The organism is Variovorax sp. PDC80 (genome assembly GCF_900115375.1).
In the GTDB taxonomy this organism is placed as follows: Bacteria; Pseudomonadota; Gammaproteobacteria; order Burkholderiales; family Burkholderiaceae_C; genus Variovorax.
Window position 1 is genome coordinate 464,290 of record NZ_FOWG01000002.1, and the last position, 24,664, is coordinate 488,953.

A 24,664-nucleotide genomic window follows, 5' to 3' on the forward strand; every position below is an offset into this window, starting at 1 on the left:
GGAAGGGCCTCCCGCGTGGAGGCCCTTCTTCTTATGTGCGGGGACGACCCCGTGCAGGACCCGTCCGACTTTTCTTGATGAAGTTTTCGTGACAAACGACAGTCGCCGCGCTTGCCGGGCGTCTAGGAAACGTACGCAGCGGCGACATGAAGGCTCTCCACCATGGGCCGCTGCCGAGCGAGCTTCATCCTTGAGAACCGAGCTGGAAATGCATGACTTGAAGAAGAACGCCCCACCGATGTGCTGGAGAGCGGTGTGGCTGGCAGTGCTGGCGCTGAGTGCGCACGGCGTCGCGTCGGCGCAAGCCGCGGACACCGCGCCGGCGGCCGCCGCACCCGCCGACACCCAGGCCCCGAACCAGAACCCGCCCCCCGCGGCCGCGGCAGCTGCCGCGCCGGCCGCACCCGAACGAAAGGTCGACGTCACCGAATACATCGTGCGCGGCAACACCGCGCTGGACGCCCGCGCGATCGAGAAGGCGGTCACGCCCTTCCTCGGTCCCGAGCGCACCCTCAAGGACATCGAGGGCGCGCGCGACGCGCTGCTCGCCGCCTACCAGGCCGCCGGCTACCAGTCGGTCTACGTGGACCTGCCCGAACAGCAGGTCGCGCAGGGCGTGGTGTTCCTGCAGGTCAGCGAGACCCGCGTCGGCCGCGTGCGCGTGGTCGGCGCCGAGTACAACTCGCCGCTGGACGTGCGCGACCAGGTGCCCGCGCTGCAGGAGGGCACCGTGCCCGACTTCAACAAGGCCCAGTCGCAGCTCGCCGCGCTCAACCGCGGTCCGAAGCGGCAGGTGATGCCGCTGGTGCGCCAGGGCGCGATGCCCGGCACCATGGACGTGGACCTCAAGGTCGAGGACCAGAGCCCGTGGCGCGCCAGCGTCGGCCTGAACAACGACTACAGCGCCGACACGCGCAAGCTGCGCGCCTCGGCCTCGATCGGCCACGACAACCTGTGGCAGCTCGGGCACAGCGCCTCGATCAGCTTCTTCGGCGCGCCGCAGGACCTGAAGCAGACGCAGGTGGTGTCGGCCTCGTACCTGGCGCCGCTGCCCAACAGCAACTGGTCGCTCGAGGGCTCGGCCTTCTGGTCCGACAGCAACGTGGCCACCGTGGGCGGCACCGACGTGCTCGGCAAGGGCCACTCGCTCGGCATCAAGGCCACCTATACGGTGCCCAACGCCGGCAACTGGTGGCATTCGTTCAGCGCCGGCGTCGACCTCAAGAACAACCGCGAGGCGCTCACGCTCAAGAACAGCAGCGACGAGGTGCCGCTCAAGTACGCGCCGATCACGCTGTCGTACTCGGGCCTGCGCCAGACCGAGAAGAGCCAGTACGGCGTGGGCGTGTCGCTGGTGGTGGGCACGCGCAGCTTCTTCAGCTACGGCAGCGACCAGGCGCAGTTCGACTACAAGCGCTACAAGTCCTCGCCGAGCTTCATGGTGCTGAAGACCGACCTCAACGGCAGCTACACCTTCGAGGGCGGCTCGCAGCTCGCCTTCCGCGTCAACGGCCAGATGACCGACTCGCCGCTGGTGTCGAGCGAACAGATCGCCGGCGGCGGCATGAACTCGGTGCGCGGCTATCTGTCGGCCGAGGCCACCGGCGACTACGGCGTGGTCGGCTCGGTCGAATGGCGCACGCCGCCGCTGACCTGGCTCAACCCCTGGGTCGAGGGCTGGCGCGCCTATGCCTTCTTCGATGGTGCGCGCCTGCGCCTGAAGAACCCGCTGCCCGAACAGGCCGACCGCTTCGCGCTCGCCTCGGTGGGCCTGGGCACCACCTTCAAGGTCGGCCAGTACTTCTCGGGCCGCATCGATGTCGGCCGTCCGCTGAAGGACGGCCCGCGCACGAAGAAGGGCGACACGCAGGTCAATTTCAGCATCAACGCCAGCTACTGATCACCGAACCCGAATCCGAACGCGGCAACGCCACTTTCAAGAATTTTTTTCCACGAGCTTTCCGGAGAACCCCTGTCATGCGACGCTTTCTTTTCCTCGCGCTCACGCTGTTGAGCACGCTCCTGCCGGGCCTGGCCCATGCATGGTGGCAGCCCGAATGGGCCTATCGCAAGCCGATCACCGTGGACGGCGGCCCGCAGGCCGGCGCCATCGGCAGCGACGCCGGCCGCGTGCCGGTGCTGGTGCGCCTGCACACGGGCAACTTCAAGTTCGAAGGCGTGAGCGAGACCGGTGCCGACCTGCGCTTCGTGGCCGGCGACGACAAGACCGTGCTCAACCACCAGATCGAGCAGTTCGATCCGCTGCTGGGCATCGCGCTGGTCTGGGTCGACGTGCCCAACGTCTCGGCCGGCACGCCGCAGAAGCTCTGGATGTACTACGGCAACCCCAAGGCCCCGGCCTCGGGCAACGGCCAGCGCAGCTTCGATCCCGACTACACGCTGGTCTACCACTTCGCCGAAGGCGCGGTGCCGCCGCGCGACACGACCGCCTACGGCAACAACGGCCAGACCCCGACCGTGCCGGCCGAAGGCACGGTGATCGGCAAGGGCGCGCAGTTCGCCGGCGCCCCGCTGATGCTGCCCGCCACGCCCTCGCTGGCACTGGCCGCCGGTTCCAGCTTCACCTTCTCCGCCTGGGTGCGGCCCGACCAGCTCGGCGCGCGCCAGGTGATCTATGCGCGCCGCGACGGCGCGGGCGAACTGCTGGTCGGCATCGACCAGGGCGTGCCCTTCGTGCAGGTCAACGGCCAGCGCAGCACCCCGGCGCAGCCGGTGCAGGCCGGCCAGTGGTCGCACATCGCGGTCAAGGCCGAGGGCGACAGCGTCGCGCTGTACGTCGGCGGCCGCCCCGCGGTGTCGCTGGCCGCGCGCCTGCCGGCGCTGAACACGGCCGCCGCGCTCGGCGCCGACGTGGCCGCCACGCCGGTCGCCCCGGCCGCCGGCCAGAACGCTCCCGCACCCGCCGCCTGGGCGCCGTTCACCGGCGCGATCGACGAAGTGCGCCTGTCGAAGGTCGCTCGCGGCGATGCGCTGCTGCTGGCCGACGCCGTCTCGCAAGGCGCCGAATCGCGCCTCACGGCCTTCGGTGCCGACGAGCAGCAGGCCGGCAAGAGCCACTTCGGCTTCATCCTGGCCGCGATGCCGCTGGACGCCTGGATCGTCGTCGGCCTGCTGGGCCTGATGATGGTGCTGTCGTGGGCCATCATGATCGGCAAGGGCCGCAGCTACGGCGCCACCTCGCGCGCCAATGCCCGCTTCATCGAGCACTTCCGCGAAGCCGCCGGCGCCCCGCTGGACCGCCTCGCGATCAGCAACACCGTGTCGCAGGAAGTCCGCAACGACTCCTCGCTGTGGCGCCTCTACCAGGTGGCGATCGAAGAGATGCGCCGTCGCCACGAACGCGGCTATGACCTGAGCGCCGTGTCGAGCGCGACCATCGGCGCCATCCGCGCCGCCATGGACGGCGTGATGGTGCGCGAGACCGAACGCATGTCCAAGCGCATGAACTGGCTGTCGACCACCATCGAAGGCGCGCCCTACGTCGGCCTGTTCGGCACCGTGATCGGCATCATGCTGGTGTTCGTGGTGGCGGCGATGGCCGGTGCCGTGGACATCAACTCGGTGGCACCGGGCATGGCGGCCGCGCTGCTGTGTACCGCCGCCGGCCTGGGCGTCGCGATCCCCGCGCTGTTCGGCTACAACTGGCTGGCCTCGCGCTCGGACGCCATCGGCGCCGACATGGCGGTGTTCGTCGACGAGTTCGTGACGCGCCTGGCCGAAGAGCAGGGCGAGGGCAGGTCGGTGCCCGCGGCCGTCGCGGCCCAGGGCGGCGCGCGCCGCACGGCCGACGACAACGCGGCACGTGGCGGCTGGACCTCGCCGGCACAGGTTCCGGCCTGAGGCGACGCACATGCCCAACGCAGCCAAGTTCGCCGTGCGCAAGCGCACCGGCGGCATCAACATCACGCCGTTCGTGGACGTGCTGCTGGTCGTGCTGGTGATCTTCATCCTCACCAGCAACGCCAGCATCCCGGGCATCAAGGTCGACCTGCCGAAGGCCAGTTCCTCGGTGGCGCTGGAGAAGCCCAAGACCAAGGCCATCACGATCGACAACGCGGGCAACGTGTTCCTCGACGCCTACCCGGTCTCGCTGCCGGAGCTCGAGGAGCGCTTGCGCACCGAGAAGGCCCTGTCGCCCGATTTCCCCGTCATCGTGCGCGGCGATTCGAGCGTGCAGTACGCCAAGGTGGTCGACGTGCTGGACCTGCTGCGCCGCATCGAGCTGAACCAGATCGGCCTCGTGACCGGCAAGCAGAAGTGAGGACCGGCGCGTGAAACCTCGCGATCCGACTTTCGCCTTCGAGGGCCGCGCCGCGGCCGGCGGCGGCGCGCCTGCCGACGCGCACGCGCTGTGGCGCCGCTGGGGCGGCTGGGCCATCGGCACGGTGCTGCTGGCGCTGCTGGCGGCGCTCGTGTGGTATCTGCTGGCCGACACCGCGAGCCAGAAGCGCGTGGTGGCCGACGCTCCCACGCTGATGCTGCCGCCGCCACCGCCCCCGCCGCCCGAACCCGAGAAGCTGCCCGAGCCCGAGCCGGAAAAGATCAAGCCGGTGACCGAGCCCGAGCCCAAGCCGATCGAGCCGCTGGAGCCGCCGAAGGACGACACCCCGCCCAGTCCCAACAAGGACCTCGGCGACCCCGTGACCATGGACAGCGCCGCGCAGGCGGGCAGCGATGCCTTCGGCATCCAGGCCGGCAGCGGCGGCGGCATGAGCGGCACCGGTGCCGGCGGCGGCCTGGGCAGCGGCTCATTCTCGCGCTATGCCGCGAGCGTGCTGCAGCAGGCGCTGCTGCGCGACCCGCGCACCCGCAACCTGGGCTTCGACGACATCCAGATCGACATCTGGCTCGACGCCGAGGGCCGGACCACGCGGGCGCAACTGGTGCGCGGCACCGGCACCACCGACATCGACGAAGCGGTGCTGGCGATGGTGCGCGGCCTCGAGCGCTTCGACGAGAAGCCACCGGCCTCGCTGCGCTTCCCGATGCGCGTGTCCATGAAGGGGCGCCGGCAGTGACGCACGCCGAAGCCCCGCCCATCCCCCCATTCAATCCTGTGAACGAAGCGATGAACCCCTCCAAATATTCCCCAGCCCGACGCCTCGCGCCGGCCCTGCGCCAGGGCGCGCTGGCCGCCGCGGTGGCCGCGGCCTTCGCGCTGGCCGCGGGCGGCGCGGCCGCCCAGTCGGCCCCGGCCGGACCGGCCGGCGAGACCGCCATGGTCAAGCTGATCCGCGGCCTGATCCAGAGCGGCACGCTCGCCAAGGACGTGGGCGAGGCGCTGCTGGCGCAGGCCCAGGCCGAAGCCATGGCCTCGCAGCAGGCCCAGCAGCGGCTGGCCGCCGTGTCGGCCGGTGCCGTGGCCGGCGCCAGCGCCGGTGGCCTGCGGCTCGAGCCGGGCGACGTGCGCGTGCCCTACATCTCGCAGACCGTGCGCGACCAGATCCGCGACGAGGTCAAGGCCCAGGTCATGGCGCAGGCCAAGGACGAAGGCTGGGCCGCGCCCAACGAAACGCCCGAGTGGAGCAAGCGCATCCGCTTCGAAGGCGACGTGCGCGTGCGCAATGAGTCGCGCAGCTATGCGGGCAACAACAGCAACATCGAGATCAACTGGCCCGACCTCAACAAGAGCAGCGGCTACGACGTCAACCCCAACACCAACCTCGCGCTGCCCTCGCTGCTCAACACGCGCCAGGACCGGCGCAACCTGTTCCGCGCCCGGGCCCGCGTGGGCATCTTCGCGGACCTCAGCGAGAACACCAAGGCCGGCGTGCGCCTGGCCTCGGGCAGCGACGACAACCCGGTCTCGACCACCCAGACCCTGGGCGGCGGCCTGAGCAAGAAGAGCGTCTGGCTCGACCAGATGTGGATCTCGCACAAGCCGGTCGACTGGCTCACCGTCACGGGTGGCCGCTTCGGCAACCCCTTCATGTCGACCGACACGCTGTTCTCGAGCGACCTCAACTTCGACGGCATCGCGTTCCAGTTCGACAAGGCGCTGGCCAGCAACAAGGACCTGTCGCTGTTCGGCACGGTGGGCCTGATCCCGCTCGAGTACTCCTCGGACAACGCGCCCAGCCGCAGCCAGGACAAGGCCAAGAGCGAGAACAAGTGGCTGTTCGGCGCGCAGGTCGGCGCCGACTGGAAGATCGACGACGACAACCGCCTGCGCGGCGCGCTCGCGTACTACAACTTCCGCAACATCAGCGGCAAGGTCTCCGAGCCCTGCGCGCTGTACGCGGGCGCCGACGGCTGCAGCACCGACTGGTCGCGCCCGGCCTTCATGCAGAAGGGCAACACGCTCATGCTGCTGCGCGACATCTCGCTCGACCCGCTCAACCCGGCCGGCACGCCGCAGCCGCAGTACGTGGGCCTGGCCTCGAAGTTCCGCCTGGTCGACCTGAACATGCGCTGGGACACCAAGGTCGCGGGCAACAACCTGCGCCTGGACGCCAACTTCATCCGCAACACCGCCTACGACGCCAACGACATCTGGCGCCGTGCGGGCATCCGCGGCGCCATCGTCAACAACTTCGGCAACACCGGCGGCACCACCCAGGCCGACTACAAGAGCGGCGGCAACGCCTTCATGCTGCAGGCCACCTACGGCCGCCCGGCACCGGCCGCGCGCGGCGACTGGAACGTGCTCGCGGGCTACAAGCGCATCGAACCCGATGCGCTGCCGGACGGCTACAACGACTCGACCTTCCATGGCGGCGGCACCAATGCACGCGGCTACTTCCTCGGCGGTTCGTACGCGTTCGACAAGAACCTCTGGTTCACCGGCCGCTGGATCTCGACCAAGGAGGTCTATGGTCCGCCGCTGTCGATCGACACGCTGCAGCTCGAACTCAATGCGCGCTTCTGAGGACGTCGCCGTGGCCCGATCCCATTTCAAGACCCCAGCGCTCGTCCTGGCGCTCGCCTTCGCCGGTCAGGCCGGCCTGGCCGGCGGCGCGCACGCCCAGGGCGCACCGGCCGCGGCCGGTGCGCAGAGCATGGAAGAGCGGCTGCGTGCGCAGCTGCGCATCACCACCTCGCAGCTGCAGCAGGCGCAGAACGAGCTGGCCGCGCTCAAGGCCGGCAAGCCGGTCGCCGCGGCACCGGGCGCGCCCGCGCCGGCGGCCGAAGTCGAGGCGCTGCGCAAGGACCTCGCGCGCGCCCAGTCCCAGCTCGCCGGCGAACGCCAGGCGCGCGAGCAGGCCAGTGCCGGCGTCGAGCAGATCCGCCAGCAGGCGCAGGCCGCGGCCGAGAAGTCCGGCGGCCAGATCGCGCAGTTCCGCAGCGCCTACGAGGAGTTGCTGCGCACCGCGCGCGCTTCCGAAGCCGAGCGCCAGCGCCTGCTGGCCGAGACCGGCACGCAGCGCACCGCGCTCACCCAGTGCGAGGCGAAGAACACCCAGCTCTATGCCGTGGGCCAGGAGGTGCTGCGCGCCTACGAGACCATGGACATGGGCAGCGTGTTCGCCGCGCGCCAGCCGTTCGCGGCCCAGAGCCGCGTGAAGTTCGAGCAGATCGCGCAGCAGTACGGCGACAAGCTGTACGAAGGCCGCTTCGACGCGCGCGCCGTCAATGCACCCAAGCCGGCCGAGGCCGCGGCCACGCCGCCGGCCGCCGCCGCCTCGGCACCCGCCGCGAAGTGAGCGGCCAGAAGGAACCCAGCCCATGAACCCGAAGAAACCCCTTGCTCCCGCGCGCCTGCGCACGCTGGCCGCGCTGCTGCTGGCCTCGTCGGCCTGCCTCGGCGCCGCGGCGCAGCAGATCGCCGCGCCCACGGGCGCACCGGTGGTCGCCCGCCTGGGCGAACTCACCGTGCGCCAGGACGAGGTCGAGAAGCTGCTGCAGGCCTTGCCCGATGCCGAGCGCGCGGCCGTCAAGGACAACCGCGCCAGCGTCGAGGGCTGGCTGCGCCAGCGGCTGCTCGGCGAGGCGCTGCTGAAGGAGGCACGCGACAAGGGCTTCACCGACAAGCCCGAGGTCAAGGCCAAGATCGACGCCGCGGTGCGCGAGCTCACGGCCCGCATCGTGACCACCGGCTACCTCGAGTCGGTGAGCCAGGTGCCGGCGGGCTATCCGTCGGATGCCGAGCTCACCGCCGCCTACGAGCAGGGCAAGGCTGGCTTCAACCTGCCGCCCACCTACCGCGTGGCACAGATCTTCCTCGCCACCCCCGACGCCGCGCCCGCGGCCGTCGCCAAGGTGCGCGAGGAAGCCCAGAAGCTGGCGCGCGAGGCGCGCGGCACCGATTTCGCGGCGCTCGCGCGCGCGAAGTCGCAGGACAAGAGCAGCGCCGAGCGCGGCGGCGAGGTCGGCAACCTGCCGCTCGCGCGCATGCTGCCCGAGGTGCGCGACGCCGTCGGCAAGCTCAAGACCGGCCAGGTCGGCGACCCGGTGCAATCGGCCGCCGGCTTCCACGTCGTGAAGCTGCTCGAGAGCCAGCCCGCGCGCACCGCCACGCTCGACGAGATGCGCCCGCAGCTGCAGGCCGCGCTGCGCCAGCAGCGCCAGCAGCAGCTGATCCAGGCCCACCTGGCGCAGCTCGCGCCGGCCACGCAACTGAGCATCGATGCCGCCGCGCTCGACGCCGCGCTGCGCAAGACCAACTGAACCGCCTTCCACAACCAACAACCACCATCCACAGACAGGGAACCTCATGACGAACACCCCGACCGACACCACCACCGCCGCCGCCACGCCCGCCGAGGCCCTCGACCTGCTCGACGCGGTCACGCCCGAACAGGTCTCCGACGCCATCAAGGCCGCCGGCGCGGCCGTCTCCACCATCGAGCAGGACGGCGTGGTCCGCCTGCACAGCGCCAGCCACGGCATCGGCTTCCAGGTGCTGTGGGGCAATCCCGTCACCACCACCCAGTACACCGACTTCACCTTCAGCTGCCCGCTGCACGTGCAGGGCGGCACGCTGCCCGAGGCCGTGCTGGCCGCCTGGCACCGCAGCAAGCGCTTCGCGCGCGTCGCGCAGCATGGCGATTTCGTGGTGCTCGAGATGGACGTGGTGGTCGCCGGCGGCGTGACGCCCGCGCACCTCGCGTTCAGCGCCCGCCTGTGGATGCAGATGATGGGCGAGTTCTTCCTGCACCTGCGCAACTACGGCCCGGCCGCCGCCACGCGCGGCGATGCCGCCAACGGCGCAGCGCCGGCCGCTGGTGCCGCCGACCGGGTCGAAGCCGCCGCCTGAGCGCGCGCCGAACGCATCCCAGCGCGATGCCCGACAGCCTTCGTTCCGGGGAGTCCTTCGACGGCCACGACTCGCCGACGCTGCGCGCGATCCACGCCACCGCGCGCCAGGTGCAGCGCGCGCGGCGCGCGGAGACCGTGCGGCTGCGGCAGCGCGAGGCGCTGCTCGACATGCTCGCGCGCGTCATGGCCGACCTGCACATCACCAACGCCGAGCTCAACGCGGCGCGGCGCGCGCTCGCGCCGACGCGGCCGAAGTGAAACGCACGGCGCGCGTCACGCCGCCGTCAAACTTTCTGCCTAGCATCGCCGCCGAACAACGGCCGCGCCGCGGTGCCGCCGCTTCGCTCCCTTCCTCCGAAATGGCATGAGCATGTCCCGCGTATGGCAACCACGGTCCCGTCGGCCGGTGCGCTCGCACTGGCGGGGTGCATGGCGTTCCTGAACCCGATCGCCGCCGCAGAACCTGCGTTGCCATCCGCTCCCTCGACGATGCCGTCCGCCGGACTGCTGCGCTTCGACCTGCGCGTGCAGCCGCTGCAGGGCGCGCTCGATGCCTATGGCGCGCTCACCGGGCGCTCGGGCTTCTACACGGCCGAGTCGATCGCCGGGCGCAGCAGCGCGGCGGTGCAGGGCCGCTACACGCCCGAGGTGGCGCTGCAGCGGCTGCTCGAGGGCACCGGCCTTGCGGTCCACTACACGGCGCCCGATGCCTTCGTGCTCGAACCCGGCGCGCCGGCAACCGCTGAAGCACCGGCCGAGGCGGCGCGCGCACCGGGACCCGACGACGGGCTGGTGCAGGCACGCGTCAACGAGGCCTTCTGCGGTGACCCGCGACTGGCCGCGGGCGATTTCCGCGCGGCGCTGCGTTTCGGCCTCGACGCGCAGGGCCGCGTGGTGCGCCCGCTGCTGCTCGGCTCCACCGGCGATGCCGCGCGCGACCGCGCGGTGCTCGCGGCGCTGGCCGATGTGCAACTGGGCCGGCCGCCGCTGGCCGGCGCCGAACAGCCGCCCTACGTGATGCTGATCGCGCCGCGCGCGGAAGGCGGCGGCTGGCATTGCGATGCGCGCGTGGGGGCGGCACGGTGAGCGGTTCCAGCTTCGGCATGCTGCGCGACTATCTGGTGGGCCGCTACGACGACCTCAAGCGCCGGCTCACGCTGCAGCTCGGCAGTGCCGACCTCGCGGGCGATGCGCTGCAGGACACCTGGCTGCGGCTGCAGGCCGGCGCCACCGAGGCGCAGGACCCGCGCGAGCCCGTGCAGTACCCGCTGAGCTACCTGATGCGCATGGCCACCAACGTGGCGCTCGACCGCATCCGGGCCGAGGCGCGCTTCATGAACGGCGAGGAGGTCGAGCAGGTGTTCGCCGAGCTCAGCGATCCCGCGCCCGGCCCGGCGCAGGAGGCGCTGGGGCGCTCGGAGCTCGCGCAGCTGGCCGCGATCATCGAGGAGATGCCGCCGCGCCGGCGCCACGTGCTGATCCTGGTGCGCGTCGACGAGATGCCGCGCCAGGAGGTGGCCGACCGGCTCGGCGTGTCGCTGAGCCTGGTCGACCGCGAACTGCGGCGCGCGCACGAGTACATCGTGGAGCGCACGCGATGAAATTCCTCGCCGCCGCCGTGCAGTTCCGGGCCGCGACAAACGTCTGGAAGAAGAGGGCACCGCGCGCAGGCGCGCCGCGGCCCGGTGTTGGTTCCTTGCGAGGCCGTTGAACGTGTCCGATTCGTCCCCCATGCCGCCGCGCGATGCCGAGGCCCTCGAGCGCCAGGCCCATGCCTGGGTGCAGCGCCTGGCCTCGGGCAGCGCGCGGGCCCGCGATGCGCGCGCGCTCAAGCGCTGGTGCGCGCTCAGCGAGGCCCATGCCCAGGCCTTCGGCCGCGCCCACCGGCTGTGGCGCGACATGGCCGGCGCGGCCGCGCTGGCCGGTGCCGACGATCCCGCGCTCGCGGCCTTGCGCGCCGCGCCGCGGCCGGTGGCGCAGGCCGTGCGCACACTGCCGCGCCGTGCCTTCCTGGGCGCCGGCATCGCCACCGCGGCGGTCGCGGCCGGCGTGGTCGTCATGCATCCGCCGCTGGGCCTGTGGCCCGCGCCCGAGAGCTGGCAGGCCGACTACCGCACCGGCACCGGCGAGCAGCGCAGCCTCGCGCTCGCGCCCGACCTCACGGTCGAGATGAACACGCGCAGCAGCATCGCGCTGCAGGCCGCGCAGGGCGAGACCGCCGGCATCGAGCTGATCGGCGGCGAGGTCGCGGTCGATGCCACGCGGCGCGGCCGGCCCTTCACCGTGAGCGCGGCGCTCGGGCGCATCGAGGCCGTCGACGCGCGCTTCGAGGTGCGCCACACCGATGCGCGCAGCGTCTGCGTGCGCTGCCTCGAAGGCCAGGTGCGCGTGACGCTCGGCGCCGAGTCGCTCGCGCTGCGTGCCGCGCAGGAACTGGTGTACGAGGGCCGCCAGCCGCAGCCGGTGCGCAGCATCGAGGGCGGCGAGCGTTCCGATTGGCGCGAGGGCGTGCTGCGCTTCCAGCGCACCGCGCTCGCGCAGGTGGTCGACGAGATCAACCGCTACCGGCCGGGCCGCGTGATGCTGCTGGGCAGCGGGCTCGCGGGCAAGCCCGTCAGCGGGCGCTTTCACATCCACGACCTCGACAAGGCGCTGGCGCAGATCCAGCGGCTGTTCCGGCTCGAGCTCACGGCCTTGCCGGGCGGCATCGTGATCCTTCACTGAGGCGGCATTCTTCGCTGCCGATGCGCGGCGAGGTGTACAGCTTTCGTCGTCGGCATTCGTCTATGGGCAAAGCCATCGCATGGCTTCCTGTCCATTCGAAACGCCACTGAAAGATTCCTGTCATGCCGCCCCTCCATCCTGCCCCGGTGAAGCCCGCGTTCCCCGCACGCCCTGGCCGCCGCACCGGACCGCGACGCCTCGCACCCCTGGCCCATGCCGTCGCCGTCGTCCTCGCGGTCGGCGCGGTGGGCGCGGCGCATGCGCAGCAACGCGCGTTCAGTGCCGCCTGGATGGCGCAGAAGAACATCGCGCAGGGTCAGGCGATCGCCACCGGGCGCTTGCCCAATGGCCTGCCCGTGTCGTCGCTCAATACGCCGAGCGCGCAACAGCAGCAGGCGCGCGAGCAGTTGCAGCGTTCGATCGGCAACCTGAACCTGGCCGCGCAGAGCATTGCGGCGCAGCAGGCCGCACAAGCGGCGGCACGGCAGGCGGCGCTGGATGATCCTTCGTCGGTGCCTGATGGCTTGGCCGATGGTGGTCTTCGTGTCGACACCAATTCGTTGACCGCGGGCTGGCTCAATGCCCAGGCACCCGTGCAATCGCAAGGCACCGATGGCCGCACCACGGTCACCATTCAACAGACCGGCGACCGCGCGATCCTCAATTGGGAGACCTTCAACGTCGGCAAGCGCACCACGGTCGATTTCAAACAGCAGGCCGATTGGGCCGTGCTCAACCGCGTCAACGACCCACAGGCGCGGCCCTCGCAGATCCAGGGGCAGATCAAGGGCGACGGCACGGTGCTGATCGCGAACCGCAACGGCATCGTGTTCAGCGGCTCGAGCCAGACCAATACGCGCAATCTCGTGGCGGCCGCCGCCAAAATCGGCGATGACCAGTTCAAGGCGCGCGGCATCTACAGCGCGCAGGAAAGCGGGGCCTACACGCCGAGCTTCACCGATGCCAATGGCAAGGTCGAGGTGCAGGCCGGTGCGCGCATCAACACCGCGGTGCCGACGACCGTCACGCAAGGCGGTGGTTATGCGCTGCTGCTCGGCAAGGAGGTCGCCAACGCCGGCACCATCGCCACGCCACGCGGCCAGGTGCAGATGGCGGCCGGCGACTTCTTCATCGTGCGGCCCGGCCAGAGCACCACGGGCAACCAGTACGCGACCACGCGCGGCAACGAAGTGGCGCCGCAGTTCAATGCCGACAGCACGGCGGGCGCGGTCACCAACACCGGCCTGCTGCAGGCGCCCGAAGGCGACATCACGCTCGCGGGGCGCAAGGTGGTGCAGGACGGCGTGGCCGTGTCCACGACGACGGTCGACACGCGCGGCACGATCCATCTGTTGAACTCGGCCAGCGACAAGCTCGGCAGCGTCACCGTCACGTCACGCGGTCTCAATGCGATCCTGCTCGACGACCAGAACGGCCGCACGGCACTGGACAGCCAGCGCGATGCGCTGATCGCCGATTCGGCCGTGCAGGACCTGGCGCGCCGCACCGCGGCCTCGGGCGGCTTCGACAACCTCGCGCGCCTCGACGACCGCCGCGACCAGTCGCGCATCGAGATCGTCTCGGGCGGCGGCGTGGTGTTCGAGGGCGGCTCGACCACGCTGGCCACCGGCGGGCAGATCGCGGTAGCGGCGAGCAATGGCCGCAGCACGGTGGCGAATGGCGCGCGGCTCGACGTCTCGGGCGCCGTGGGCGTGCAGGTCGCGATGTCCTCGAACAACGTCGAGATCAACATCCAGGGCAACGAGCAGCGCGATGCCCCGCTGAACCGCGACACCACGATGCTCAACAACAGCAACGTATGGATCGACCGGCGCAAGCTGCTGCGCGTGGCGGCCGGCGTGGGCGGCTACGACAAGGAGCGCTGGTACACGCCGGGCGGCCTGCTCGAGGTCGGCGGCTACCTGGGCCTGCAGGGCCACACGGTGGGCGAGTGGGGCGCGCAGGGCGGCAGCGTGGTGTTCGCGGGCAACGAGCTGGTCGCGCAGGCGGGTTCGAACATCAACCTCTCGGGCGGCACGCTGGACGTGCAGACCGGGATGATCAAGCAGAGCTGGCTCAAGGGGGCCGACGGGCGGCTCTACGAAGTCTCGAGCGCACCCGCCGATGTGCAGTACACGGGCCTCTACAAGGGCTACGAAGACGCGCACAAGCGCTGGGGCGACAAGACCACGGGCTTCTTCTACAACCCGCTGATCGGGCCGCAGCAGCGGCTCGAGAACGGCTACACGGTGGGCCGCGATGCGGGCCAGTTGATCGTCTCGACCAGTGCCGCCGTGCTCGAGGGCGACCTGACGACGACGGTCTACCGCGGCCCGCGCCAGACGATCCAGCGCGATGGCGGCATCGACGGCTATGCGCAGTCGCACGACGCCGCGGCGCTCGCCGCGCAACTGATCCTCGGCAACTACACGACCGTGTTCAACGCCGACAAGACCAACGGACCGCAGGGCGTGTTCCACAACTTCACGCCGAGCTTCGGCCAGGTCGTGTTCGGCACCGCGCAACCGGCGCTGGGCGACGGCATCGCGCCCGACGGGCCGCTGCCGCAGGCGCTCGAGGACGTGCTGCATGTCGACAGCGACCGCGTCAACGGCTGGCAGCTCGGTCAGCTGATGGCCGGCGGCACGCGCAGCCTGACGGTGGAGGCGGCGCTCGCGGTGGTGCCGGGCGGCAGCATCGCGCTGTATGCGCCGCAGGTGGAGATCAACGCCGATCTCGTGGCGCGCGGCGGCCAGATCGCGCTGGGCAACGTGCTGCCCTCGGTCGCCGGCCAGGGCACCACGATCAGCATCGCGCTGGCGCCCGCCACGGGCCAGCGTGCGCGGACCACCGTGGCCGCGGGCGCCACGCTCGATGCGAGCGGCCTGTGGACCAACCTGCTGGCCGATCCGCGCGACGATGCGGGCCTGCCCTACGTCGACGGCGGCAGCGTGTCGATCCGCGGCACCGGCGACGTGACTCTGGCGCAGGGCGCGGCGATCGACGTGTCCTCGGGCGCGGCGCTGCTGCGCAACGGCGCCCTGCGCGGCGGCCATGGCGGCGACGTGACGCTGGCGGCCGGCTACGTGACCGACGCCAACTCGACCGCGACCGACCCCACCGCGCTGCTCACGCTGGCGGGCGAGCTGCGCGCCTTCGGCGTGAACGGCGGCGGCACGCTCGACGTGCGCTCGGGCACCGCCGTCGGCATCGGCGGCCAGGCGCTCGACACCGACGGCCTGCTCGCGGCCGGGCAGGCCGCGCCGGTCAACCTGCGGCTGCTGCAGGACTACCAGCTGGTCGCGGGCGACATCGCGCCGATCGATCTCACGGTGACGCTGACCCGCCGGCCGGCCGGCTACACCGTGACGGGCCAGCAGGTCGAGATCCGGATCCCGGGCAATGCGCCGCTGGTGCTGGAGGCGGACTGGGTGGTGCCGTTCAACCTCTTCGATTCGAATGGGGTCCTCCATCGCATCGGCAGCACCGTGCCCGCGGGCACCACGGTGACCCAGGGCTTCTTCCTGCCGGTCGGCGTCACCATTCCCGCCGACGTGTTCCCGGACGGGCTGCCGATCGTGCCGACGCTGGTGCGCTACAACGCCGGCAGCGTGCTCGACATGCCGTTCACGCTGGCGGCCGGCAGCTCGCTCGCCGCCGGCGCGGTGCTGGCGCGGTCGGTCGCCGTGGCGCCCACGGGCACGCTGTCGCCCACGCTGTTCCAGACCGGCTTCTCGCACTACGTGGTGACGGCAAGCGACGGCCTCGTGGTGGTGCCGGGCACGCGCATCGAGGTCGCCATGCCGGTGCTGCGCACCGATGTCGACGGCCTGCAGGCGTTGCCCGGCGGCAGCCGGCTCGCCACCGCGCTGCCGGTGTGGACGCCGCCGCTCTACCAGGAGGATGCGCAGCACGCCCGGCTCGCGCAGCGCGGCGGCGCGAGCATCGAGTTCGACGCGGGCTCGAGGATCGCCGGCCCGGGCCTGCTCGCGCCGCTGACAGTGGGCACCGATGCGCACATCGCGGTCGATCCGGGCCAGGCCATCACGCTGTGGAGCAACGGCGGCCAGTTGACGGTGGACGGCCGGCTCGACGCCTGGGGCGGCGCCATCTCGATCGCCTCGCAGCCGACTTCCCAGTTCAGCTACCAGGCCTCGACCACGCGCTCGGTCTGGATCGGCGACAACGCGGTGCTCGACGCGGCCGCGCGCGCTTACGTCGCGCGCGATGCGCAGGGCCGCGCTTATGGCGTCGCGCCCGACGGCGGCACGATCGAGCTCGGCCTGTCCGATTCCTTCCTCGTGATCCGGCCGGGTGCCGTGCTCGACGCCTCGGGTGCCTATGCCGAGATCGATGGTTCGGCCGGCGGCGCCGCCGGCGTGCCCGCGCGGCCGCTCGCGCTGGCCGGTGCCGGCGGCAGCATCGGGCTGCATTCGTACGTCGGCATGGTCATCGACGGCACGCTGGTCGCGCGCGCGGGCGGCGCCGGCGCGGCCGGCGGCTCGCTGACCTTGGAGATGGCCAACCGGCGCTACCTCGCGGGTGTGGAGAACCTCTCCGACGCCGTGCAGACGATGCACGACATCACGCTGACGCAGCACTACCGTCCCGGCGGTCTGGCCGACGGCCTCGCGCCGGGCCAGGCCGACGCGGGCCTGAAGTACGGCGCGGCGGTGCTCTCGGCGGACCGGGTGAGCGCGGGCGGCTTCGATGCGCTGACGCTGTCGGCGCACGACCTGCTGCTGTTCGACGGCGACATCGACCTCCAGCTCGGCCGCAGCCTCAACCTGCGCAACGGCTTCCTGACGGTGGCCGACGCCACGCCCGATGCGAAGGTGCGGCTGGCCGCGCCCTACATCCGGCTCGATGGCGGCAGCTGGGACGGCGCCTCGGGCTATTTCAGCCCCGGCATCATCATCGGCGGCCGGGCCGTGGGCCGCCCGGCGCACGGCGACAGCGCGCTGACGCTCGATGCAGGCCTGATCGACATCTACGGCCGCATGCAGTCGGGCGTCGTCGCCGGCTACGGCGACGGTTCCGTGACGCCGAGCGGCTCGAGCGCCAGCCGCACCGTCGAGGCCGACGGCTTCGCTGCCGTCACGCTGCGCAGCGAGGGCGACATCCGGCTAGGCAATGCCGCCTTCGTCGTCACCGGCGACCTGCTGATCGAGGCGGCGCAGCTCTATCCGGTGAGCGGGCAGCGCGGCGTGGTGATCGCGGGCCAGGCCAGCCTGCCGAATTCCTCCAATGTCTGGGACCAGGCGCGCAGCCTGGTGATCCGCTCGAACGGCCGCGCCGCGCCGGTGCCCGATTCGGTGTTCGGCCAGCTGGTGCTGATGGGCCCGACGCTGGACCAGGGCGGCGTGGTGCGCGCGCCGCTGGGCACGATCGGGCTCAACGACATCGGCGGCTCGCTCTACGGCCCGGCCTGGATGAACAGCGTCATCGCCAATCCCGAGGCGCTGCCCTGGATGAAGCTGGTGCTGCGCGACGGCAGCCTGAGCTCGGTGAGCGCCGCGGGCCTGACCATGCCCTACGGCGGCACGCAGGACGGCCTGACCTACCGCGGCACCGACGGCACGCTGTTCAGCCTCGGCGGCAATTTCACGCAGCGGCTCAATTCGAATTCGCCGAGCGATTCCTACGTGCTGGCGCAGGGCATCTCGATCGGCGGCGGCTCGGTGGTGGCCGAGCCGGGCTCGGTGCTCGATCTCTCGGGCGGCGGCGACCTGCGCGGCGCGGGCTTCATCACCGGCCGCGGTGGCTCGGTGGACGTGCTGACGACGGCGCTGGCGAATGCCAATCCGGCGGCCTATGCGCCCGCCGCGAAGGGCAGCGCGGTCTATGCGATCGTGCCCGGCTACGCCTCGGCCTATGCGCCGGTGGTGCGCGACAAGGGCGCCGGCGACCCGGCGGTGGGCCGGCAGATCACGGTCGGCACGGGGGTGCCGGGCCTGCCCGCCGGCACCTACACGCTGCTGCCCGCCAGCTATGCGCTGATGCCGGGCGCCTTCCGCGTCGAGGTGGGTGCGCGCATGGGGGCCCTGTCGGGCAGCGCGGCCGCCACCGGTGCGCTGGCGGATGGCAGCGGCTCGTGGGCCACCACCGGCACGCTGGGCATCGCCGGCACCGGCATCCGCGACAGCCTGCCGCGCCAGGTGCTGGTGACGCCGGGCCAGACGGTGCGGCGCTTCTCGCAATACAACGAGACCAGCTACGCCGACTTCGCGAAGGCGCAGGCGGCGCTGTTCGGCAACGTGCGGCCGCTGCTGCCGGTCGACGGCAAGGTGCTGCGCTTCAGCTTCGCCCAGAACGACGCGGTGGCACCGCTGCAGTTCGAGGGCCGGGCGCTGCTGGACGCGGCCCCTGGCGGCCTGCGTGGCCAGGTCAACCTGCTGGGCGACAAGCCCATCGACATCGTCGGCGGCACCGCGCAGCCCAAGGCCGGCGCCATCGAGGTGTCGGCCGACATGCTCAATGCCTTCCGCGCCGACACGCTGGCCATCGGCGGCATCTACACCTTCTTCAATGGCCAGGATTCTTCGGGCGACAGCGCGCGCGTGTACTTCTCGAACGGCCTGGGCGTGGGCCTGGTGAACGTGCGCAGCGGCGCGACCTTGCGCGCGGGCCAGATCTTCCTGATCGGCAACCAGGTCGAGGTCGAGGGCGGCGCGGTGCTCGACACGCGCGGCATGGGCCGGCCCGGCGTCGATTCCGATCTGGGCTTCCTCTATGCGAATGCACCCGGCGTGTCGAGCGCCCCGTACTCGCCGGCGGTGTTCGCCGTCAGCAACGGCTGGCTCGATTTCCTGCCGGCGCTCGGCACGGGCCGGATCACGGTGCACGACGGCGCCACGGTGCTCAGCGAAGGCACCATCGCCTTCGCCGCGCCCGGCGGGCTGACGCTGGGCGACGTGAACCTGGGCGCGCGCTACCTCACGGTGGCGCAGGACCAGATCAACATCGGCACCGCCGCCAGCCTCGCGGCCGCGCAGGCCGCCGGTGCCATGCAGCCGGGCTGGCAACTGACCCAGGGCACGCTCGACCGCCTGCTGCGCCCCTCGGCCAGCACCGGCGTGCCGGCGCTCGAGCGGCTGAGCCTCACGGCCGGCGGCGCCTTCAACTTCTACGGCGCGCTGACGCTGGACACCGGCGACTCGCCGGTACAGCTGGTGTTCAACACGCCGGCCTTCTACGGCCTGGGCGGCGACGCCGACACGGTGCGCATCGCCACGCGCGACTTCGTCTGGAACGGCATCGCCACGGGCAACGGCACCACCACGCCGTACGCGGGCGCGGCCCCGGTGGCGGTGCAGCCGGGCGGTCCGGGCACGGGCAGCGGCACGCTGGTGATCGATGCGCGCACGGTGCAGTTCGGCTACGACGCACTGAGCCAGCCGCAGCGCCAGGCCGAACTCGAGCGCCTGGCGCTGGGCTTCGGCGCGGTGAAGATCCAGGCGAGCGACCGCGTCACGGCCAACAACAAGGCCGCGCTGCTGGTGGGGCGCTCGCGCGACGCGGACGGCACGCTGCAGGGCGGCTCGCTGTCGATCGTGACGCCGCTGCTCACGGGGCAGGCCGGCTCGGCGATGCGCTATGTGGCGGGCGGCGACATCGACGTCTCGGCCCCCGCGGGCGCGGGCGCACCAGACACCGCCGCCATCGCCGAACTCGGCGCCTCGCTGAGCCTGCAGGGCCGGCGCGTGTCGCTCGATACCACGGTGGCGCTGCCCAGCGGCGTGCTCGAGCTGCTGGCCGATGGCGACATCGCACTGGGGGAGGGCGCGCAGATCGACCTGTCGGGCCGCGCCGTGCAGTTCTACGACATCACCAAGTACAGCTGGGGCGGCGCCGCGACGCTCACGAGCACGAACGGCAGCATCGCGCAGGCCGCGGGCTCGCGCATCGACGTGTCGGCCGCGCACGAGGACGCGGGTGCGCTGACGCTCGACGCCAAAGCCGGCACGGTGACGCTGGCCGGCGCGCTGTTCGGCGCGGGCGGCGGCGCCGGCTTCGACGACGGCAAGTTCGACCTGACGACCCGCGCCATCTCCGACGCCGACTTCGCGGCGCTCAATGCGCGCCTCAACCATGCCGCCTTCTTCGGCGCGCGCGGCTTCGTCGTGAAGCAGGGCGATCTGAACGTGGGCGACGGCGTGCGCGCGCGGCAGGTGAGCATCGCCACCGACGCGGGCCGCCTCACGGTCAACGGCACCATCGACGCCTCGGGCGCCACGCCCGGCAGCATCCGCCTCAACGCCAGCGGCGACCTCACGCTGGCAGCCGGCGCGGTGCTCGACACCCATGCCACCACGCTGGTCACCGACAGCTACGGCGTGCCCATCGATGCGTCGAACCGCGCGAAGATCTCGCTGGGCAGCACCGGCGGCACGGTACGCCTCGAGCCGGGCGCGACGCTGGACCTGCGCTCGCCCGACGGCATCGCGCGCGGCCACGTCGACATCGACGCGCCACGCGTGGGCAGCACCGGCCCCAGCGCCACCGGTCCCGATGCACCGGCCAACGCCACCGGCGGCGACATCGCGATCGCGGCCGCGGGCACGCTCAACATCAAGGGCGCGCAGGCGATCGCGCTGAACGGCGTCGCGCGCTACACGAATGCGCGGCCCGACCCCGACGACGCCAGCGGCCAGATCGTCGACCAGGACTACCTGAACCGCATCGACAGCGACAGCCGCGCCTTCGACGCCGCCGCGCGCGGCAATGCCGACCTGCGCGCGCGCATGGCCGGGCTCACGGCCTATGGCGAGGCCTTCCATCTGCGCCCGGGCGTGGAGATCGCCAGCAGCACGCCCACGGGCAACCTCACGGTCAAGGGCGACCTCGACCTGTCGGGCTACCGCTACGGCCCCGCGGCCGACCGCGACCTGGCCTCGGCGCGCTACGGCGCGGGCGAGCCGATGTCGCTGGCCTTGCGCGCGGGCGGCGACCTCAACATCCACGGCAGCATCAACGACGGCTTCGCGCCGCCGCCGGCCACGCCCGACGACAACGGCTGGCAGACCCGCCTGCAGGTGCTGTTCACCAACCAGCCGGCGCCGAAGGACGTCACGGTCAGCGTGCCCTTCAACGCCACCTGGGGCGATTTCTGGTACGTGTTCCCCGGCATCTTCTCGGGCGACTACCCGGTCGTGGTGTCGGGCTCGATCAGCGACGACTACGGCACCTATGGACCGGGCGACACGATCTACAACGGCTTCCTCGCCGGCACCATCACGGTCGCGGCCGGCACGGTGCTGACCGCGGTCGCGCCGGGCGGCGCCGACATCCTGCTCAGCGGCCCGCGCGCCGAGCCCGGCCGCCTGTGGGCCGCGTCGCAGATGCTGGCCGCGGGCAGCCTGTCGGCCTCGATCCGGCTGGTGAGCGGCGCCGACCTCGGCGCCGCCGACACGCGCCGGCTGCAGGGGGCCGCGCAACTGGCCGGCCGCGGCAACCTGCTGCTCGACGACCTGCACCTGGCCGGCACGACCACCCAGTTCACCGTGCAGGCGCCGAGCGTGGTGCGCACCGGCACCGGCGACCTCGAGCTCTACGCCGGCGGCAGCTACCGGCAGGAGTCGCTGTTCGGCGTGTACACCGCGGGCACCTCGGTGGCCGGCACCGGCAACGACTCGGGCTACAACGCGCCGCGCGCCAGGCTGCCCGACGGCAGCGTGCTCGGCGCGGGCAACGCGGACTACGAGCGCACGCTGCCCGCGCAACGCATGTGGTTCACCGAGAACGGCGGCGACTTCACGCTCTCGGCGCAGGGCGACATCCTCGGCTACCTGCAGCCGGAGACCCTGTCGACCGGCGAGTGGCTGTGGCGCCAGGGCGGCGCGGAGATTGGCGAGCGCACGGCCTGGGGCCTGAACTTCGGCAGCTATGCCATCGACGGCTGGCCGACCCTCGCGCAGCCGCGGCTGGGCTTCGGCGGTTTCGCCGGCATGGGCACGCTCGGCGGCGGCAATGCCAGCGTGCACGCGGGCGGCAACATCGGCACCACGGGCTCCTTCACGCGCGGCCTGCTGGTCGCGGTGGGCAGCACCGGCCGCGTCGCCGACGGCGGCGTGCTGGCACAGACCGGCGGCGGCAACCTCGACGTCTCGGCCGGCGGGCAGATCCGCACCGGCCTGTATGCGAACCTGCGCGGCGACACGCGCATGGCCGCCGCCGACGTGGGCAGCGTGGTGCTCAAGAACTTCGCCACGCCCAACAGCCAGGACCCGCGCGCGGTCGATCCGCACACGCCCTACAGCGGGCAGCGCGACGGCGTCGTGAACTTCGCGCCGGGCGACGGCGTGCTGCGCATCGAGACGCTGGGCGACCTCGCGATCGGCGCGGTGGTGGATGCGGGCCGCGCGGGCGAGCGCGTCGAGACGCAGGCCAGCAACGGCAGCCTGAGCGGCCCGACCGCCAGCTGGTTCACGCTGTGGACCGACCGCACGGCGCTCGACCTGTTCTCCGCGGGCGGCAACGTCTCGCCCTTCGGCATGCCGAACATGGATCCCGTGACCAACATCCAGGACGTGAGCAGCAGCACGAACATCATGCCGGCCACGCTGAGCGCGGTGGCGGCCGGCGGCAGCATCTACTACGCGACCGAGAGCCCCGGTGCCGGCCAGATGATGCCGTCGCCGGTCGGCCACCTGGACCTGCTGGCGCGCGACCTCGTGAGCGGCGACGCGACCAATTCCGTCACCTTCGGGCACAACGCGATCGGGCCGCTGGGCACGGCGCTGTCGAGCATGGTCACGCCGCTGCGCCCGGGCTGGCGCATGCTGCGCAATGTCCCCAGCAACCCGCTGGCCGCCACCAATTACTGGAACGCCAGCAAGCTGCAGCAGTACGAGTGGGACGCGATGTACCAGAACAGCTTCGCCGACTACATTCCCGCGCACATCGGCACGGGCGGCACGCTGTTCAACTTCGGGCTCAACACCGTGAGCGACGCCAGCATGGCCGGCACCGGCGTGGCCTCGCACATCTATGCGGTCGACGGCGACGTGCTGGCGGTGCAGATCGGCAGCCTGCAGAACGTGAGCCTGGGCAACGGCGAGGCGCCGATCCCGACCTACCTGGCCTCCAAGCCGCTGCGCATCCTGGCCGGCGGCGACATCGTCAACAGCAGCGGCCTGATCGTGCAGAGCGACCCGGCCGAGATCTCGATGATCGCGGCCGGCGGCGACATCCTCTACACCAACTTCAGCATCGCCGGCCCCGGCACGCTCGAGGTGTCGGCGGGCGGGCAGGTCTACCAGGGCAACCGCGCCAGCCTGACCAGCCTGGGCGCCATCGCGCTCGGCGACCGGCGCCCCGGTGCCGACATCGTGGTGCAGGCGGGCCTGGGCGCGGGCCCGCGCGGGCAGGGCGCGAGCGACTTCGCGGGCTTCGCGGCGCAGTACCTGGACCCGGCCCGCGTGATCGACCCCTCGGCGGCGCTGGCCGACCAGCCCGGCAAGGTGGTGAAGACCTATGACGCCGAGCTCGCGCAATGGCTGCGCGAGCGCTTCGGCTACGCGGCTTCGTCGCCGGCCGATGCGCTGGCGCATTTCCAGGCGCTGCCGCCCGAGCAGCAGCGCGTGTTCGTGCGCGCGGTGTTCTATGCCGAGCTCACGGCCGGCGGGCGCGAGTACAACGACCCCGACAGCAAGCGCTACGGCAGCTACCTGCGCGGGCGCAACGCGATCGCGGCGCTGTTCCCCGAGCGCGACGCGAACGGGCAGCCGATCGCGCGCGCGGGCGGCCTCACGCTCTACCAGGGCAGCAACGGCAACGCCGGCATCCGCACCGTGGTGGGCGGCGACATCCAGACCCTGACGCCGGGCGGCAGCACCATCGTCGGCGTGGAGGGCGTGACCCCGGCGAGCGTGGGAAGCGTGAGCCCCGCCGGCCTCATCACCCAGGGCGAGGGCAGCATCGACATCTACAGCCAGGGCAGCATCCTGCTGGGCCTGTCGCGCATCATGACCACCTTCGGCGGGGACATCCTCGGTTGGTCGGCCACGGGCGACATCAATGCAGGGCGCGGTTCGAAGACCACGCTGGTCTACACGCCGCCCAAGCGCGAGTACGACGCGCTGGGCAACGTCAAGCTCTCGCCGAACGTGCCGAGCACCGGCGCGGGCATCGCGACGCTCGATCCGATTCCCGAGGTGCCGCCGGGCGACGTGGACCTGATCGCGCCTCTCGGGACCATCGACGCGGGCGAGGCAGGGATTCGCGTCTCGGGCAACGTGAACCTCGCGGCGCTGCAGGTGGTCAACGCCGCCAACATCCAGGTCAAGGGCGAGTCGGCCGGGTTGCCGGTGGTGGCCTCGGTCAACGTCGGCGCGCTCACGAATGCGAGTGCCGCCGCCTCGCAGGCCACGATGGCGGCGCAGGACGTGATGCAGCGCGAACGCGCGAGCGCACGCCAGGCCTTGCCCTCGGTGTTCACCGTGCGCGTGCTGGGCTTCGGCGACGAGGCGCCGGCCCCCGCGCCGGCACCGTCCGGCGGTGCCACGGGCGCGCCGGCGGCACCCGCGCAGCGCAGCGTGCGCTACGACCCGGCCAGTCCGTTCCAGATGCTGGGGCAGGGCGCGCTCGACGCCGCGCAGCTCGCGAAGCTCACGCCGGCCGAGCGCGCGCGGCTGGCCGAACTCGGCGGCGCCGGCGCGCGCGGCCGCTAGGCGCGGGAAGAGTTTCGTGAAACTTGCGTGACAAAGCGCATTCGGCGGCC

Annotated in this window: 13 protein-coding genes; all 13 read left to right on the top strand. The window is 71.9% G+C overall.

Annotated features, from left to right (window positions below; translation table 11 throughout):
• Window positions 1-238 precede the first annotated feature (238 nt).
• Window positions 239-1,900, top strand: a complete 1,662-nt coding sequence (locus BM109_RS07770; protein WP_256222421.1) for a ShlB/FhaC/HecB family hemolysin secretion/activation protein — start codon at window positions 239-241, stop codon at window positions 1,898-1,900.
• A gap of 77 nt (window positions 1,901-1,977) precedes the next feature.
• Complete coding sequence (locus BM109_RS07775; protein WP_093341878.1) at window positions 1,978-3,861, top strand: DUF2341 domain-containing protein; 1,884 nt, start codon at window positions 1,978-1,980, stop codon at window positions 3,859-3,861.
• 10 nt (window positions 3,862-3,871) lie between these two features.
• Window positions 3,872-4,282 (top strand): ExbD/TolR family protein, encoded by a 411-nt coding sequence (locus tag BM109_RS07780; protein WP_057590202.1) that lies wholly within the window; start codon window positions 3,872-3,874, stop codon window positions 4,280-4,282.
• A 10-nt stretch (window positions 4,283-4,292) separates the two neighbouring features.
• Window positions 4,293-5,039 (top strand): energy transducer TonB family protein, encoded by a 747-nt coding sequence (locus BM109_RS07785; protein WP_256222422.1) that lies wholly within the window; start codon window positions 4,293-4,295, stop codon window positions 5,037-5,039.
• A 50-nt stretch (window positions 5,040-5,089) separates the two neighbouring features.
• Window positions 5,090-6,889, top strand: a complete 1,800-nt coding sequence (locus tag BM109_RS07790; RefSeq protein WP_093342445.1) for a putative porin — start codon at window positions 5,090-5,092, stop codon at window positions 6,887-6,889.
• A 10-nt stretch (window positions 6,890-6,899) separates the two neighbouring features.
• The gene (locus BM109_RS07795; protein ID WP_177239275.1) at window positions 6,900-7,664 is read left to right on the top strand and encodes a hypothetical protein; all 765 of its coding nucleotides are present in this window, start codon (window positions 6,900-6,902) and stop codon (window positions 7,662-7,664) included.
• A 22-nt stretch (window positions 7,665-7,686) separates the two neighbouring features.
• On the top strand, window positions 7,687-8,628 hold the full coding sequence (locus BM109_RS07800) for a peptidylprolyl isomerase (RefSeq protein ID WP_093341879.1): 942 nt from the start codon (window positions 7,687-7,689) through the stop codon (window positions 8,626-8,628).
• A 46-nt stretch (window positions 8,629-8,674) separates the two neighbouring features.
• Complete coding sequence (locus BM109_RS07805) at window positions 8,675-9,217, top strand: YbjN domain-containing protein (RefSeq protein WP_093341880.1); 543 nt, start codon at window positions 8,675-8,677, stop codon at window positions 9,215-9,217.
• 26 nt (window positions 9,218-9,243) lie between these two features.
• A complete protein-coding gene (locus tag BM109_RS07810) occupies window positions 9,244-9,477 on the top strand; it encodes a hypothetical protein (protein ID WP_093341882.1) in 234 nt (77 codons plus the stop codon).
• Window positions 9,478-9,708: 231 nt separating this feature from the next.
• On the top strand, window positions 9,709-10,305 hold the full coding sequence (locus BM109_RS07815; protein WP_093341883.1) for a secretin and TonB N-terminal domain-containing protein: 597 nt from the start codon (window positions 9,709-9,711) through the stop codon (window positions 10,303-10,305).
• Window positions 10,302-10,820 carry an RNA polymerase sigma factor gene (locus BM109_RS07820; protein ID WP_218159363.1) on the top strand — a complete coding sequence of 173 codons (519 nt, stop codon included), beginning with the start codon at window positions 10,302-10,304 and terminating at the stop codon, window positions 10,818-10,820. Before BM109_RS07815 ends, BM109_RS07820 begins: the two co-directional genes overlap by 4 nt.
• Window positions 10,821-10,932: 112 nt before the next feature.
• Window positions 10,933-11,943: a FecR family protein gene (locus BM109_RS07825; RefSeq protein WP_143129109.1), complete on the top strand. Its 1,011-nt coding sequence runs from the start codon at window positions 10,933-10,935 to the stop codon at window positions 11,941-11,943.
• Between the two features lie 122 nt (window positions 11,944-12,065).
• Complete coding sequence (locus BM109_RS07830) at window positions 12,066-24,614, top strand: filamentous hemagglutinin family protein (RefSeq protein WP_093341886.1); 12,549 nt, start codon at window positions 12,066-12,068, stop codon at window positions 24,612-24,614.
• Window positions 24,615-24,664: the final 50 nt, after the last annotated feature.